The organism is Eikenella corrodens (assembly GCF_003990355.1).
Taxonomy (GTDB): Bacteria; Pseudomonadota; Gammaproteobacteria; order Burkholderiales; family Neisseriaceae; genus Eikenella; species Eikenella corrodens_B.
Map to the genome: position 1 here is coordinate 1803665 of NZ_CP034670.1, position 15365 is coordinate 1819029.

17 protein-coding genes are annotated in these 15365 nt (G+C 54.3%); 11 read left to right on the forward strand and 6 right to left on the reverse strand.

What is annotated here, in order from left to right:
* Window positions 1-157: 157 nt before the first annotated feature.
* Together ELB75_RS09080 and ELB75_RS09085 are read left to right on the forward strand one after the other, a co-directional pair.
* A complete protein-coding gene (locus ELB75_RS09080; RefSeq protein ID WP_126983644.1) occupies window positions 158-1423 on the forward strand; it encodes a Glu/Leu/Phe/Val family dehydrogenase in 1266 nt (421 codons plus the stop codon).
* A 330-nt stretch (window positions 1424-1753) separates the two neighbouring features.
* Window positions 1754-1900, forward strand: coding sequence for a hypothetical protein (locus ELB75_RS09085; RefSeq protein WP_206501446.1), 147 nt, complete (start codon window positions 1754-1756; stop codon window positions 1898-1900).
* Between the two features lie 54 nt (window positions 1901-1954).
* Here ELB75_RS09085 and ELB75_RS09090 read toward each other — a convergent pair whose 3' ends face one another.
* The 3 genes from ELB75_RS09090 to ELB75_RS09100 form a co-directional block, all read right to left on the reverse strand.
* Window positions 1955-2449, reverse strand: a complete 495-nt coding sequence (locus ELB75_RS09090; protein WP_126983645.1) for a hypothetical protein — start codon at window positions 2447-2449, stop codon at window positions 1955-1957.
* A gap of 93 nt (window positions 2450-2542) precedes the next feature.
* Window positions 2543-3457 carry a WGR domain-containing protein gene (locus ELB75_RS09095; RefSeq protein ID WP_241236063.1) on the reverse strand — a complete coding sequence of 305 codons (915 nt, stop codon included), beginning with the start codon at window positions 3455-3457 and terminating at the stop codon, window positions 2543-2545.
* A gap of 1116 nt (window positions 3458-4573) precedes the next feature.
* Entirely contained in the window at window positions 4574-6199 is a 1626-nt protein-coding gene (locus ELB75_RS09100; RefSeq protein ID WP_003781937.1) for an ABC-F family ATPase, read from the reverse strand.
* Window positions 6200-6393: 194 nt separating this feature from the next.
* On the opposite strand from ELB75_RS09100, the gene ELB75_RS09105 reads away from it, so the two are divergent.
* The 5 genes from ELB75_RS09105 (at window position 6394) to ELB75_RS09125 (ending at window position 9428) form a co-directional block, all read left to right on the forward strand.
* Window positions 6394-6969: a peptidylprolyl isomerase gene (locus tag ELB75_RS09105; protein WP_126983646.1), complete on the forward strand. Its 576-nt coding sequence runs from the start codon at window positions 6394-6396 to the stop codon at window positions 6967-6969.
* A 26-nt stretch (window positions 6970-6995) separates the two neighbouring features.
* Window positions 6996-7556, forward strand: coding sequence for a YceI family protein (locus tag ELB75_RS09110; protein WP_126983647.1), 561 nt, complete (start codon window positions 6996-6998; stop codon window positions 7554-7556).
* Window positions 7557-7641: 85 nt separating this feature from the next.
* Window positions 7642-8133 (forward strand): peptidylprolyl isomerase, encoded by a 492-nt coding sequence (locus ELB75_RS09115; RefSeq protein WP_023886337.1) that lies wholly within the window; start codon window positions 7642-7644, stop codon window positions 8131-8133.
* Window positions 8134-8204: 71 nt separating this feature from the next.
* Window positions 8205-8447: a zinc-ribbon domain-containing protein gene (locus ELB75_RS09120; protein ID WP_126983648.1), complete on the forward strand. Its 243-nt coding sequence runs from the start codon at window positions 8205-8207 to the stop codon at window positions 8445-8447.
* Between the two features lie 6 nt (window positions 8448-8453).
* Complete coding sequence (locus ELB75_RS09125) at window positions 8454-9428, forward strand: glycosyl transferase family 90 (RefSeq protein WP_126983649.1); 975 nt, start codon at window positions 8454-8456, stop codon at window positions 9426-9428.
* A gap of 376 nt (window positions 9429-9804) precedes the next feature.
* Here the strand turns inward: ELB75_RS09125 and ELB75_RS13050 are convergent, their stop codons facing one another.
* Window positions 9805-9939 (reverse strand): hypothetical protein, encoded by a 135-nt coding sequence (locus ELB75_RS13050; protein ID WP_277600814.1) that lies wholly within the window; start codon window positions 9937-9939, stop codon window positions 9805-9807.
* Between the two features lie 67 nt (window positions 9940-10006).
* Window positions 10007-10789 (reverse strand): BamJ family beta-barrel-assembly machinery protein, encoded by a 783-nt coding sequence (gene bamJ, locus ELB75_RS09130; protein ID WP_241236064.1) that lies wholly within the window; start codon window positions 10787-10789, stop codon window positions 10007-10009.
* Window positions 10790-10951: 162 nt separating this feature from the next.
* Here bamJ and nagZ point away from each other — a divergent pair, with 162 nt between their 5' ends.
* Together nagZ and ELB75_RS09140 are read left to right on the forward strand one after the other, a co-directional pair.
* Window positions 10952-12037: a beta-N-acetylhexosaminidase gene (gene nagZ, locus ELB75_RS09135; protein WP_126983650.1), complete on the forward strand. Its 1086-nt coding sequence runs from the start codon at window positions 10952-10954 to the stop codon at window positions 12035-12037.
* Window positions 12038-12048: 11 nt separating this feature from the next.
* Window positions 12049-12411, forward strand: coding sequence for a DUF2185 domain-containing protein (locus ELB75_RS09140; protein WP_126983651.1), 363 nt, complete (start codon window positions 12049-12051; stop codon window positions 12409-12411).
* An 82-nt stretch (window positions 12412-12493) separates the two neighbouring features.
* On the opposite strand, the gene msrAB is transcribed toward ELB75_RS09140, so the two are convergent.
* On the reverse strand, window positions 12494-14092 hold the full coding sequence (gene msrAB, locus ELB75_RS09145; protein WP_164726865.1) for a bifunctional peptide-methionine (S)-S-oxide reductase MsrA/peptide-methionine (R)-S-oxide reductase MsrB: 1599 nt from the start codon (window positions 14090-14092) through the stop codon (window positions 12494-12496).
* 324 nt (window positions 14093-14416) lie between these two features.
* Between msrAB and ELB75_RS09150 the strand changes: the two genes are divergently transcribed.
* On the forward strand, window positions 14417-14692 hold the full coding sequence (locus ELB75_RS09150; protein ID WP_164726931.1) for an HP0495 family protein: 276 nt from the start codon (window positions 14417-14419) through the stop codon (window positions 14690-14692).
* Window positions 14692-15315: a lipoyl(octanoyl) transferase LipB gene (gene lipB, locus ELB75_RS09155; RefSeq protein ID WP_126984275.1), complete on the forward strand. Its 624-nt coding sequence runs from the start codon at window positions 14692-14694 to the stop codon at window positions 15313-15315. Before ELB75_RS09150 ends, lipB begins: the two co-directional genes overlap by 1 nt.
* The last annotated feature ends 50 nt before the right edge of the window (window positions 15316-15365 follow it).

Below are 15365 nucleotides of genomic sequence, written 5' to 3' on the forward strand. Positions count from 1 at the left end.
TCAAAAACAAATATTAAAGAACTGGGGAAAATAAAACCCTATACAAATGAATATATTTTTCAATTATTGACCACACTCTATTATATTTTGTTTGGAAATTGGTTATAGTTACAACTGCAAACCCTTTTACCTCAACCCAACATGAGAAGGAGGAGAAATGTCTCAATCTACTGCAAAAGAAACGCTGAATCCGTTCAAAATCGCCCGCAAACAGGTAAAAACCGCCTGCGACCGACTCAATGCCGACCCTGCGGTATATGAAATCCTGAAAAACCCTCAACGTGCCTTGGAAGTCAGCTTCCCCGTCAAACTCGACAACGGCACGGTCAAAACCTTTACCGGCTACCGTTCGCAACACAACAACGCCGTCGGTCCCTACAAAGGCGGCGTGCGTTTCCATCCCAATGTAAATTTTGACGAAGTCAAAGCCCTGTCAATTTGGATGACCATCAAATGCTGCGTTGCGGGCATTCCTTACGGCGGCGGCAAAGGCGGCATTACCTTGGATCCGCGCGATTATTCAGAAGCCGAGTTGGAACGCATTTCCCGCGCTTACGCCGAAGCCATTTCCCCACTCATCGGCGAAAAAATCGATATTCCCGCCCCTGATGTGAACACCAACGGCAAAATCATGTCGTGGATGGTCGATGCCTACGAAAATATCGTTAAAAAATCCGCCCCGGGTGTGTTCACCGGCAAACCGGTCGAATTCGGCGGCTCTTTGGCGCGTACCGAAGCAACGGGTTACGGCGTGAACTTCGCCGCCGTCCAAGCTTTGGAAAAACTCGGTAAAGACGTGAAAGGCGCAACCTACGCCATTCAAGGTTTCGGCAATGTGGGCTATCACACAGGTTATTACGCACATAAAGCCGGTGCAAAAATTGTTGCCGTTTCCACCGTCGATGTCGCCATTTACAATGAAAACGGCTTGGATATGGAAGCCCTGTTCAAAGAGTATCAAACCAACGGCTTTATTACCAACAAAGCGGGTTACGGTAAGGAAATCAGCAACGCCGAGCTTTTGGCACTGGATGTGGACGTACTTGCCCCATGTGCTTTGGAAAACCAACTGACTTCCGAAAACGCCGGCAAAGTCCGTGCCAAAATCGTGGTTGAAGGTGCAAATGGTCCGACTACGCCCGAAGCCGATGCCATCCTGCGTCAAAACGGCGTATTGGTCGTGCCCGATATTCTGGCGAACTGCGGCGGCGTGGTGGTTTCCTATTTCGAATGGGTGCAAAACCTGCAAGGCTATTATTGGGAATTTGACGAAGTTCAGGAAAAAGAAACCGTCGTCCTGCGCCGCGCGTTCCGTGATATTTGGAATTTGGCGCAAGAGTATGACGTGGATCTGCGTACCGCGTCTTACATGATGAGTATCCGTCGTGTTGAAAAAGCAATGAAGCTGCGCGGTTGGTATTGATGGATTAGTCGGATGAACAAAGGCCGTCTGGAATTTCAGGCGGCCTTTTTGTCGACCGGAAGATACAATTAATTTAAATACTTCACGCCACAGCCATAAAAATAATGCAGTGGCCGGAAACATAAAACAGGCGGAAAATCCATTCTTCGGCGGCAATATTGCCGGGTAACTATTTGTCCAAACAATATTATCGTCCCGAAGGCAGCCTGCACCCTTGGAGAAACTGCAAACATGGGTGCAGGCTGCTTTGGAGCGTTGAACCCTTTAAAAAGCAGCCTGCACTTACTGTTTTCCAAGTGCAGGCTGCTTTCGGCAAAATTCGAACCTTGGTTGCCCCAAGCCCACAGCCAAGTACCGCCGCGCAACGCATCCGCCTTCCACGAACCGTTCAGCCGTATGCAGTTTGCCGGTTATCTGTGGGTATGGGCAGGCGTGGCGCTGTTTGTGTGGGGCACACGTAAAACAAAGGCTACCTGAAAACCGCTTTACCGATTTTCGGGTAGCCTCACATGAGCAGATTCCAAGCCTGCGCTATAGTTGGTTTCCAAACCACACTACATAACCGATGGCAAGCAACAGCAACACGATTGCCAGCCAAGTAATCGGCGAGACTTTCAGCTCTTTGTAGCGCAAACCGATTGCCTTGCGGGCTCGGTAACGCAGGAAAAACGGCAAAAGGGCGTAGGCAAACATCGCGCCCACCGCCAGCCAAAATAAGATTTGCCCCGCTAGCAGCGGTAACGAACCCAACACGCCCATCATCCAAGCAAACAAGGCAAGCAGTGCGGGTATGCCGAGTGTGTATGCCCATATCCGCCGAGCCTGACCCCAATGCACCGGTTGCTTGATGATTTGATAATTCGTGCCGGAGAGCATGGTCGGTTCTATCGACAAAACCCGCGCGCTATACAGCGGAATCAGCGGTACCCACAATGCCACAATCCACGCCGTGGTGATGTACGTGCCGTCCGGCTCATAATCGCATTCGCCGACAAACGTGGTGCCGAAGCCGTTGAGTGTGAACATACTTTCCCTTTCTTTCGTTTTAACTGATTAACCCATGGGCTACCTGAAAACCGCTTTGCCGATTTTCAGGTAGCCTCAAATATCGTTACTGCCTTATCCGTTCATGCCGCCGAAGGACATTTCTTTGTCTTCGTCCACTTCGATGGTGAGCGTGTGTCCGCCGAAATAATCGGGCTGTTCGGTGGATAAATCGATGCTGAAATCGCTGACGGTTTTGTCGTCAAAATCCACCCATAGGGATATGCCGGATAGGCGGATGCTGTTGATGACGGCCTGCCTGTCCGTTTCGGCCGTCAAAACCGTGCCGTCATACAGGACGGCTTTGCCTTTTTGTGCGATTTCTTGAGCGGCCCAATCGTTGAACACATCGATAAAATCTTCGTAATCGAGTGCGAAATCAATAATCTTTTTGCGGTTCTTTTCAATCCATTTCAGCACCGCTTCAATCTTTTTATACGGGATTTTGTTTTTGAACAGCTTTTCCACGGCGGCGGGGTCGTAAAGCGTGTCTTCGTCGCCGTCGTATTTGTCTAACAATTCGTCGGCATCCAACACGACGGGGACGGCGTTGCCCCAAAGCGTTGCCTCGGCAACCAAGCCGTCATATCCGTCTGACAAGGCGAAGCGTTGTTGCAGCAGGCTTTCGGCAGGGGCTTTGGGCTGCGGTGTTTCACCCGGCGCGGCATAGCCTTTGGCTTTTTTGGATTGGATGAGCTTGGCGGCATCTTTTTCGCATTCTTCCGTGCTGGCAAAGATTTTGGTTTTGCTCTGCCCTTTCGTGCCGATGCGCCCGAAGGTAACCGTGTGGCTGTTGCCGTCGATATTGATTTGCCAGAATTTTTCGGATTGTTCATTGCGGTATTCGAGATAGGCCGTATTGCCGCCCTTCGCGGTTGGGGCTACCTGAAAATCTTGGGTTTCGGGTTGTTTGGGACATGCATCGCCTTGCCGCCCCTGCTCACAGATTTGTTTGGCTTCCTGATATTCCGCGAAACTTTCTTTTGCCAAACGGGTGTGGCCTTTAAATTTTCTGGCTTTGTAATGATCGGCCAGTGCTTTTTCCGATTGGTCTAGAAAAATCGTTACCAAGGCATGATATATCAGGCAGGTTAATGACTCGCCGAGAAAAGTAGTACTCTCTTTCTCACATTTGGCGGCAAAATTCTGTGATGTAACCTGTATAAATGTAAAAATGAAATCCTTATCTGAATCTAGTTTCTTCTCAATAGCGGCCAAGTCCAAATTGGCATCATTCAATGCACCCGCCAAAATATTGCACCCCTGAGAAGACAATTCTTCTTTTGTCATTTTAACTTGATAATTTTCCGACAGTTCTTTGATATAGCTATGATATTTTTCGGTTTCAATAAATTTTCTGACATCCAGGCTGTTTATCATTTCAAATGCTCCGCCGATAGACTATTTATAAGTTTAGAATGGGGTTAGTTTTTGTAGGATGATGATTTATGCCTGCATAGTTTTTCAGGCAGCCTGAAAACCATATAGGCAGTAGAATTTTGCAGGTCAGGATTCCTGAACCCGACATTTTCAGCATATAAGGTTTGTCGGATACGGGTACCCAGCATACCGGCTGTTATCTTGATAAATAGAAAGAAACTCTATAATCAGAATGCCTTATAAATATAGTAAAATTCCTGCTTCCACCTTTTTGACTTGCGGGATGATCCTTGTAGATAAATCCGACTATATAATACAACTCTCCATCTTCCTCCCAACCTTTTTTTACGGAAATATTATATTGCTTAATATCGTAAGATTTATTTACGGCCGTATTGACAGCCAAATAGATCGGATAGCTTAATTCACTATCTATAGTCAGACTGGGGCTATATCGTCTGATTTGTATATCATTTGCCATACATATGCCTGAATAAAGAATAAGGAAAAAAGAGATTATATATTTTTTCATAGAATGCTCATTAGCGGTTAAGTGGCTGCCGTCGCCCAGGTTCTTGGATTTGATATTTTCAACATCATGGTTTTCTCGGATTCAAGGTTCCGACTACGGTTTACTGTTGCGATATTCCAAAATACACCATCCGACAAGCCTTCTTTTATTTTGAAAAAGTGCAGGCTGCTTTTTTCAGGCAGCCTGCACTTGTCTTACTCAATCCCTTTTTTCGCCAGATAGCTCTCGTAATCGCCCAGATAATATTCGTAGCCGCCTTTGCCGTCGAGCTCGATAATCTGCGTGGCAAGAGAAGAGACGAACTGGCGGTCGTGCGACACGAAAATCAGCGTGCCTTTGTATTTTTCCAGCGCCATGTTCAGCGATTCGATGCTTTCCATGTCCATGTGGTTGGTCGGCTCGTCCATAATCAGCACGTTGGGGCGCAGCAGCAGCAGTTTGCCGTAGAGCATGCGGCCTTTTTCGCCGCCGGAGAGCACTTTCACTTTTTTCACCACGTCGTTGCTGCCGAACAGCAGGCGGCCGAGCGTGCCGCGAATCACTTGTTCGTCGTCGCCTTCCTGACCCCATTGGCGCATCCATTCGGTCAGGTCCATGTCCACGTCGAAGTCGTTTTCGTGGTCTTGCGGGTAGTAGCCGATGGTGGCTTTTTCCGCCCATTTGATGCAGCCTGCATCGGGTTTGATGTCGGAAAGTTTTTCGTCAAACGCGCCTGCCAACAGTTTCAGCAGGGTGGATTTGCCCGCGCCGTTCGGGCCGATGATGGCGAGGCGTTGTCCGGCTTCCAAAATATAAGACAGTTTTTCAAACAGGGTTTTGTCGAACGATTTGGCCAGGTTTTCCACTTCCACGGCTTGGCGGTGCAGCTTGTTTTTCTCGTCGGTTTCAAAGCGGATATACGGGTTTTGGCGGGTAGAGGGCTTCACTTCCACCATTTCGGCTTTGATTTTGTCGGCCTGTTTCAAGCGGCTGGTGGCTTGGCGGGCTTTGGATTTGTTGGCGGAGAAGCGCGCCACAAATTCTTGCAGTTCCTGCAATTTTTCTTTGGCTTTGGCGTTGTCTTTCAGCGCGCGCTCGCGGGATTGGGCGGAGGCGAGCATGTAGTCGTCGTAATTGCCGGGGTAAACGGTGATGGTGTTGTAGTCCAAATCCGCCATGTGGGTGCAGACTTCGTTCAGGAAGTGGCGGTCGTGGCTGATGATGATCATCGTGCTGTCGTATTGGTTCAGCACGCCTTCCAGCCAGCGGATGGTGTTGATGTCCAAGTTGTTGGTTGGCTCGTCCAAGAGCAGCACGTCGGGCTTGGAAAACAGGGCTTGCGCCAGCAGCACGCGCAGTTTGAAGCCGGGCGCGACTTCCGCCATGGTGGCGTTGTGCAGTTCTTCGGCAATGCCCACGCCGCTCAATAATTCGGCGGCGCGCGCTTCGGCGGTGTAGCCGTCGTATTCGGCGAACTTGGCTTCCAATTCGGCGGCGTGCATATAGTCTTCTTCGGTGGCTTCGGGATTGGCGTAAATCGCGTCGCGTTCGGTCATCGCCGCCCACATTTCGGTGTGCCCCATCAGCACCACGTCCAGCACGCGCATGTCTTCGTAGGCAAACTGGTCTTGGCGCAGTTTGCCCAAGCGCACGCCGTGTTCAATCGCCACTTCGCCGCTGGTCTGCTCCAAATCGCCGCCCAAAATCTTCATGAAGGTGGACTTGCCCGAACCGTTCGCGCCGATAAGGCCGTAGCGGTTGCCTTCGCCGAATTTGACGGAGACGTTTTCAAACAGCGGCTTCGCGCCGAACTGCATGGTGATGTTGTTGGTGGAAATCATGGGTGTGCCTTTGCGGAAAATTAGAATGTAAAAAGCGGGCGATTTTAACACAATCAATACTTTCTGCATTGAAAACAGCCGCCCCCGCCAATGCAGCAAAAGCAAAGGGGAAAGATGCTCCGCCCAAGCTTGCAAAATTTTCAGGTAGCCTTTACCCTAGCGCCCTTATTCATTTCCATATCTTAACCAACATCATGAACCAACCGTTCCGTACACTCATCCTCGCTGCCGCACTCGGCTGCGCCGCCCTCGCCGCCCACGCCGAAACCCGCGTGTTGCTTGAAACCAGCCAAGGCAATATCGAGCTTTCCCTGGATGAAGCCCGCGCACCGAAAACCGTGGAAAACTTCCTCGCCTACGCCCGCAGCGGCTTTTACAACGGCACCATCTTCCACCGCGTGATTCCCGGCTTCATGATTCAAGGCGGCGGCCTCACCGCCCAAATGGTCGAAAAAGACCCCATCCGCCGTGCCCTCGACAACGAAGCCGCCAACGGCCTGAAAAACAACCGCTACACCATCGCCATGGCGCGCACCCCCCAGCCGCACTCCGCCACCAGCCAGTTTTTCATCAACCTGAAAGACAACGAATTCCTCAACCACACCGCCCCCACCGCACGCGGCTACGGCTATGCCGTGTTCGGCAAAGTAACTGCCGGTAAGGAAGTGGTAAACAAAATCGCCGGCGTGCCCACCGGCACGGTGGGTAGGTATCAAAACGTGCCGCGCACGCCCGTCGTGATCCGCCAAGTGCGTGTCCTTTCGCAATAATCTCAACACATCAGGAGTAGAACCACATGAAAAAAGCCCTTACCCTCGCCGTTCTCGCCGCCGCCTTCGGCAGCGCCCAGGCCGACACCTATAAAATCGACAGCCATCACACCAACGCCCGTTTCGCCATCGACCACTTCAACACCAGCACCAACACCGGCGGCTTCTACAACCTTTCCGGCACGGTGGAATACAACCCGCAGGCCAAAACCGGCAGTGTGAAAATCGACATCCCCGTGGCCAACCTGCGCAGCGGCAACGAACAGTTCGACCACCACCTCGCCTCCGCCGATCTATTCAACGCCGCCCAATATCCCAGCATGCGCTTTGAATCCACCCACTTCAACTTCCGCAACGGCAAGCTCGCCAGCGTAGACGGCCGCCTTACCCTGCTCGGCCAAACCCATCCCGTGCGCCTCAAAGCCGACCGCTTCAACTGCTACCACAGCCAAATGCAGAAAGCCCAAGTGTGCGGCGGCGACTTCAGCACCACCATCGACCGCAGCAAGTGGGGCATGAACTTCCTGCAGGGCGTAATCAGCAATCAAGTGAAGCTGAACATCCAAATCGAAGCCGTTAAACAGTAATCCCACATAAAAGGCTACCTGAAACCCCAAACCGTTTTCAGGTAGCCTCTTCCCTTTTCGCCACCCTAACTACAGGACAATAAACATGATCAAACTCCACACCAACTTCGGCACCATCGGCATCGAACTCGACCACGAAAAAGCCCCCGAAACCGCCGCCAACTTCGAACAATACGTGAAAGACGGCTTCTACGACGGCCTTATTTTCCACCGTGTAATCAAAGGCTTCATGATTCAAGGCGGCGGCATGGACGAAAACATGCAGGAAAAACCCTCCCGCGCCCCGATTAAAAACGAAGCCCAAAACGGCCTGAAAAACAACAAGTACACCCTCGCCATGGCGCGCACCCAAGCTCCGCACAGCGCCTCTTCCCAATTCTTCATCAACACCAAAGACAACGACTTCCTCAACCACACCTCCCCAAGCCTGCACGGCTGGGGCTACGCCGTATTCGGCAAAGTGGTGGAAGGCCAAGATGTCGTTGACGCCATCGAAGGCGTAGCCACCAAACGCCACGGCTACCACGACGACGTGCCGGTTGAGCCCGTAGTCATCACCAAAGCCGAAATCGTATAAACAAACCAGTCGGGCCGGCTGCAGCATGCCGGCTCGGCTTTCACATCTGACCATCTCAAAGGGGAAACATCATGATCTTCATCTGGGGCAGCAAAGGCTATTTCGACGACCTGGGCGAAAGCGGCGAGAGCTGCATCTGCGGCAACTGCAACAACCGCGTTAATCTGCACATCACCAACGCCTACACCAAATTCACCTTCTTCTTCATCCCCCTATTCCGCATGGAATCAAAATACTACCTCACCTGCCCCGTTTGCTCCCACGGCTGGAAACTCAAACGCCAGGAAGCCAAACAACTGATGCAACCCCGCTAAACCACCATGCCCATCGACCTCGGCATCTACCACCGCCGCCTGCACAAACTCGCCTACTACACCCGCCACAGCCCCTTCGGCCTGTTGCCACACCGCCTGCTCGCCAAATCCATCGAGCCCGTATTGGCCGAGTTTGCCCGCCTGCCGAGCGAAACCCAGCAGCAAATCCGGCAGCGCGTGGACTACTGCAACCGGCAAAACCAGCCGTTTGCCCTTTCAGGTAGCCTCACCCCGCTAGGCCAAGCCGGCAATTTCAAACGCGGCAGCCACACCTCCGCCTACTACTACGACCTCGCCGCCCTCCTGCGCTACTTCCCGGCAGAAGCCCGCTTCGCCTACGAATTCGGCGACGTCACCCACATTCCCGCCCAGCCCGCCTTCGTGAAAAGCCGCCCCATCCGGAGCGACAACCAACACTCCGTTCTGCTCAAACTCGACAGCGTGCGCCATTTCTATATCTACCCCGACCGCACCCCCTTTGCCGCCAAACGCAACCAACTCGTCTGGCGCGGCGCCGCCCATCAGGAACAGCGCCTGCGCTTCTTACGCCAATACCACGACCATCCCCAGTGCGACGTCGGCTGCGTACACAAACAATCCATCGGCCAGCCCTACCATCGCAGCTTCATGAGCGTAGGCCAACAACTGCAATACAAATACATCCTCAGCATCGAAGGCAACGACGTCGCCACCAACCTCAAATGGATACTCGCCTCCCGCTCCCTCTGTTTCATGACCACCCCCGTCTACGAAACCTGGCTGCTGGAAGGCCGGCTGCAACCTGAAGTCCACTACGTCCACCTCCAGCCCGACTACAACGATTTCGAAGAAAAACTTGCCTTCTACCAACAACACCCCGATGCCGCCGAACGCATCATCCGCAACGCCAACGCCTATATGCAGCCCTTCTTCAACAGCAGGCAAGAACTGATTACCAGCCTGCTGGTGATGCAGAAATATTTTGAATTGGCAACCGCCTGATATTGAGTTCCGCCGAAGCAAACAGGCGTTATGGGGAATGTTGAATGTTTCCCGTCAAACTCACCTAAAGGCTACCTGAAACTTAAGAGTAAACAGCAAATGAAGCTCGCGGTTTCCTTCAGGTAGCCTTGATGTGCTTGCGGATGGCTTATATAGTGGATTAATTCGCCTTGGGCATCAAACCACTCCAGCGGGCGGTTTGTGCGTTGATGTGGTAAGAGAGGGTGTAGCACGGAAGCTGGAGGCCGTTGCCGGTGTCGCGGTAGTCGGCAAAACCGTCTTATTGTGTGAAGGGCGGGGTGTGGTAGTGATAAATCCGGCAGGCTGTGATGCGGCCGGCAGCGGCTGTGCAGCAAAAGAAGCCGCGTATGCGGTTTTAGGTGTCGAATTCGGCGGTGGTTTGGCTGATGAGCCGGCCGTGTCCGTTGAGCTCGGTGGTGCAGACGGCAATGTCTTGATGATTGCGGATAATGGTGAATTGGCGGTTGGAATCGGGATCGAGTGTGAGCATGGCATGATTTAAAGGCTACCTGAAAAGTGTTTTGCTTTTCAGGTAGCCTTTTAGTTAGCAGATGGAATTACTGAACTTTAATCAGTTTAATATCGAACACCAGCACGGAGTTGGGCGGAATGCTTGGGTTGCCTTTGTCGCCGTAAGCGAGTTCGGCGGGGATGTAGAGGGTGTATTCGCCGCCCTCTTTCATCAGCTGCAGGCCTTCGGTCCAGCCTTTGATCACACCGTCGAGCTTGAAGGTAGCAGGTTCGCCGCGTTTGATGGAGCTGTCGAACACGGTGCCGTCGATCAGCCTGCCTTCGTAGTGTACGGTCACGGTGCTCTTAGCATTGGGTTGTTTGCCAGTGCCTTCGGTTTTCACGCTGTATTGCAGGCCGGAAGGGGTGGTTTTTACGCCTTCTTTGGCTTTGTTGGCTTCGAGGAAGGCTTTGCCTTCTTCCAGCTGGCGGATGGCCATTTTGCCTATCTGGGCAGTGTGGTATTGCTGCAGGATGTTGTTGGCTTCTTCGTCGCTCACGGGCAGCGGCTGGCTGGCCATACCGGCCTGCAGGCCTTTAATCAGGGTGGTTTGGTCGAAATCCAAGATGGCATTGGCTTCGCCCAGCTGACGGCCTTGCAGGTAGCCGATGAGGTAGCTGGCTTTCTGCTGTTCGGTCATGCCGGCCAATACGCCGGAGGCAGCGGCAGGAGCGGAAGCAGAAGCGGAGCCGGATGCGGTTGAAGCTGCGGCAGGGGAAGATGCGGCCGGAGCAGAGGCGCTGCCGGAAACGGACTGTTGGTTGCAGGCAGCCAGGGCGAATACCACGGCGGCGGCCAGCAGGCCGGTGCGGAATGTGTTGGTTTGCATAAAACTCCCTAATATGAATGAAAAGAAACAACAGCGGGTATTACATCATTTCCGTGGTGCCGTTTCAATCGGTTTTACCTGAATTAAAAAGCCCCGGCTTGTTTTTTCGCGGCAGAAGTGATGAAATCCCGCCTTTGCACCGAACACACTGAAAGATTTGCCATGCCACCCGTTTGCCTGCCGCGCGGCCCGATTATGGCCGATGTTGCCGCCCGCTGCCTGAGCGAGGAAGAAAAACAACGCCTGCTGCACCCCGCCGTGGGCGGCGTGATTCTGTTTCGCCGCAATTACCAAAACCGCAGCCAGCTTCAGGCTTTATGCGCTGAGATTAAGGCTCTGCGTACGCCGGAATTGGTGATTGCCGTGGATCATGAGGGCGGGCGAGTGCAGCGCTTTATCGAAGGCTTCACCCGCCTGCCGGCCATGAGTACGCTGGGCGGCATTTGGGAAAAACAAGGCCAAGCGGCAGCCGAAGCGGCGGCAGAGCAGGTAGGCTGGGTGTTGGCGGCAGAATTGCGCGCCTGCGGCGTGGATTTATCTTTTACGCCGGTGTTGGATTTGGATTGGGGGCAGTGCGCCGTAATCGGCAACCGCAGTTTCCACTGCCAAGCCGGCATCGTTACCACGCTGGCGCTGGCGCTGCAGCGCGGGCTCAACCGGGGCGGCATGCAAAGCTGCGGCAAACACTTCCCCGGCCACGGCTTTGTTTCCGGCGACAGCCACCACGTCTTGCCCGAAGACCCGCGCAGCCTGGCCGAACTGATGGAGGCAGATATCCAGCCTTTCCGCGCCCTAGCCGCCGAAGGCATGGCCGCTGTGATGCCCGCGCATGTGGTGTATCCGCAGGTAGACAAACAACCTGCCGGTTTTTCGAGCATCTGGCTGAAGCAGATTTTGCGCCAAGAGTTAGACTTCAACGGCGTGATTTTCTCCGACGACCTCACCATGGAAGGCGCCAGCATGGCCGGCGGCATCCGCGAGCGGGCGGCGCAATCTTTTACCGCCGGCTGCGATATCGTGTTGGTGTGCAACCGCCCCGATTGGGTGGACGAGCTGCTCGAAGGCTTCAGGCTACCTGAAAACCCGCAACTGGCCGAGCGCTGGCAATACATGGCCGGGCGCGGCACACCAGAGGATTACGCCGCAGTAATGCGGCAGCCCGAATTCCAAGCCGCCCAAGCCTTCACTGCCGCACTTTCCTCACCGCAAGATTTGGCCGGCGGGGTGAAAGTGGGCGAGGCGTTTTAAGGAGCATACCTATGTTGAACCCGAAAATTTTCAGCCTGCCGGAAGAAGAGCTGCCGGTAAAAAACGTGCCCGAAGGCTATGCCATCGTTTCCGACCAGGTTGCCAAAGAGGGCATGCCGATCCGTTTTCTGTATCGTGAAGAACCCGATGCTGCCTTCCCGCCCGACAGCGGCTGGCGGATGTTTTCCGGCTTTGAAGACGATAACTACGCCGACAATGCCGACAATTTCCACTTCTACAGCCTGCAACGCATGGCTAACTACCAGCCGGCGATCGCCAAATTGCTGCACAGCCCCACCGGATCGGTGTTTGAGCAGGATTTAGATCAGCCGGATTTTGTGGCGGTAAGCGACTGGGAGATTCCGCAGGAGTGAGTTTGGCGGAGTCGCACATAGCAAATAAGGCTACCTGAAAAAAGTTTTTGCTTTTCAGGTAGCCTTTTGCATTGACCCGCGCTTAATGCAAATCTTTCAGGTAGCCGCCGTAGCCTTGCTGCTGCATTTGGTTTTCAGGAATGAAGCGCAGGCTGGCGCCGTTGATGCAGTAGCGCAGGCCGCCGCGGTCTTGGGGGCCGTCGGGGAAGACGTGGCCGAGGTGGGAATGGGCGGCGCTGCTGCGCACTTCGGTGCGGTGCATATGGTAGCTGTAGTCGTCGTGTTCGGTCACGGCATCGGGGCTGATGGGGCGGGTGAAGCTGGGCCAGCCGCAATGGGAATTGAATTTGTCGCGGCTGCTGAACAGGGGCTGCCCGCTGACGACATCGACATACAGGCCGGGCTCGAACAGGTTGTCATACTGGTGGCTGAAAGCACGTTCGGTGTCGCCGTGTTGGGTAACGCGGTATTGCTCGTCGGTGAGGGTGCGGCGCAGGGTGGCGTCGTCGGGCTTGCGGTAGGTGGCGGGGTTGAAGCCTTTGACGGGTGCGCTGCTGCCTTCGGCCGGCTCGAGCGGCTTATCGGCCAGGCCGATGTCGATGTGGCAATAGCCGTTGGGGTTTTTGGCGAGGTAGTCTTGGTGGTAGGCCTCGGCGGGGTAGAAGTGTTGCAGCGGCAGGGCTTCCACTACGATGGGGCGGCTATATTTGCGCTGTTCGGCTACCAGGGCGGCGCGTACGGTTTGGGCTTCGGCGGGGTCGGTGTAGTAGATGCCGGTGCGGTATTGGCGGCCGCGGTCGTTGCCTTGCCGATTGAGCGAGGTGGGGTCGATTACGCGGAAGTAGTAGCGCAGCAGGTTGGTCAGGCTGATGCGATCGGGATCGTAATCCACTTTCACGGTTTCGGCGTGGCCGCTACCGTGAATCACGTCTTCATAGCTGGGGTTGGCGGTTTGGCCGTTGGCATAGCCGGATACGGCATCCACCACGCCGGGCAGGCGCTGCATATAGGCTTCCACGCCCCAGAAGCAGCCGCCGGCGAGATAGATGGTTTTGGTGTGCGCGGTGCGGCTGCTGCCGTCGGCGGCGGTGTAGTGCTGCTGCACGGGCACGGCGGCGAGGTCGGCATCGGGATTATCGAGCAGGGCAAGGGCTTGTTCGCGCTGCAGGCTGCCCTTGTGCACGCGCAAGATTTCTCCGTCGGCAGAAAGCAATACCCAGCTCGGATATACGCCAATACCGGCGGCTTTGGCCAGGCTGCCGTCATCAAGGGCTACCTGAAAACCGGGATAATCGAGCTTGCCAAACCATTCTTTAAATTCAGCCTCAGGCTTTTCGCCGAGAAAGCCGGGTGAGGCCACGGCAATCAGGTTGGCACGGGCGTTTTCACCGGAAAATTCGGCAGACTGCTGCCACTCGGCAGTGGTTTGCAGTTCGCTTAGGCACAAGGGGCACCAGCTAGCCCAGAATTTAACCAGCGTGGGGCGGCCGGGCTTGAGCAGGGTTTGCACCGGCCGGCCATCAGGGGTGTGCAGGGAAACGAGGCGTTGGGCAAAGGCAGGATTGTTGGGCATGGTATGGGCTCCGGGTTTGGCTTGGGCGATGAATTTAGGGGCAAAAAAGCCGAGAATGAGGACGGCCGGAATGATGGCGGCCAAGAATAGCAATATTTTACGCAACATGGTTTGAGCTTTCGGAAAAATGGAAGACATAGCTTAGACGGAGCAGGCAGCGGTTTTCTGACACGCCATAGTGCCTTTCCTTTTGCAATAAAACAAAGCGGCAAACCAAGGCCGCCTCATTCTTGTTTTAAGCAGCTATAAAAATCAGGCAGTTAATCTTTTCAGGTAGCCTTTATCCGGCGCCAAAGGCGATCTGAAATCCTATTTCCGCCACACGGCGGCGTGTTGTTCAAGCCATCGGTTTTCCAGTAAAATGCCGCCCTGATTATATCGCGCCGCCACTGTGAACGGCGGCCGTTTGAAAGACTATCATGTTGAAAGACTATCATGAGCGAAACCAACCAAGAAACCCTGCTGGAATTCCCCTGCCGCTTCTCCATCAAAATTATGGGCGCCAAGCACCCCGAATTTGCCACCAAAGTGCTCGAAACCGTGCAACAGCACGCGCCGGATACCGCCGAGCACGATTTGCAGCACCGCGAAAGCAGCCAGGGCAACTACCAAGGCGTAACCGTTACCATCAACGCCGAAAACAAAGAGCAGCTCGACAATATCTACCGCGCGCTCACCTCGCACCCGATGGTGAAAGTGGTGCTGTGATGAAAGTCATCCAGCTTGGCCTGGCCGAATACAGCCCAATTTTCCACGCCATGGAAGCCTTCACTGATGCCCGAAACGATCGCACGGAAGACGAGCTTTGGGTGGTGGAACATCCGCCCGTGTTCACTCAAGGCATGGCCGGCAAAGCCGAGCACCTGTTGGCACGCAGCAATATCCCCGTGGTGCAAATCGACCGCGGCGGCCAAATCACCTACCACGGCCCCGGCCAGCTGGTGGTATACACCCTAATCGATTTCAAACGCCGCAAAATCAGCGTGCGCAACTTGGTGAGCCGTTTAGAAAACAGCATCATCGCCACCCTGGCCGAATACGGTATTGCCGCCGCAGCCGACCCAAAACGCCCCGGCGTGTATGTGGACGGCAAAAAAATCGCCTCGCTCGGCTTGCGCATTAAACGCGGCGCGGTGTATCACGGCTTGGCATTAAACGTAAACATGGATTTGAGCCCCTTCCGCCAAATCAACCCCTGCGGCTACGCCGGGCTGGAAATGACCCAAATCGCCGACTTGGTGCAACCCGCCCCGAGCGTGGCCAATGTAGCCGCCAAGCTGACCGCCCATTTGCAGCAGCAGTTGAGGCTACCTGAAAAGCCGGCCGATTAGCTCCACCCACAGGCTGCCTGAAAAGTACACACCACATTAAAAACACAGCA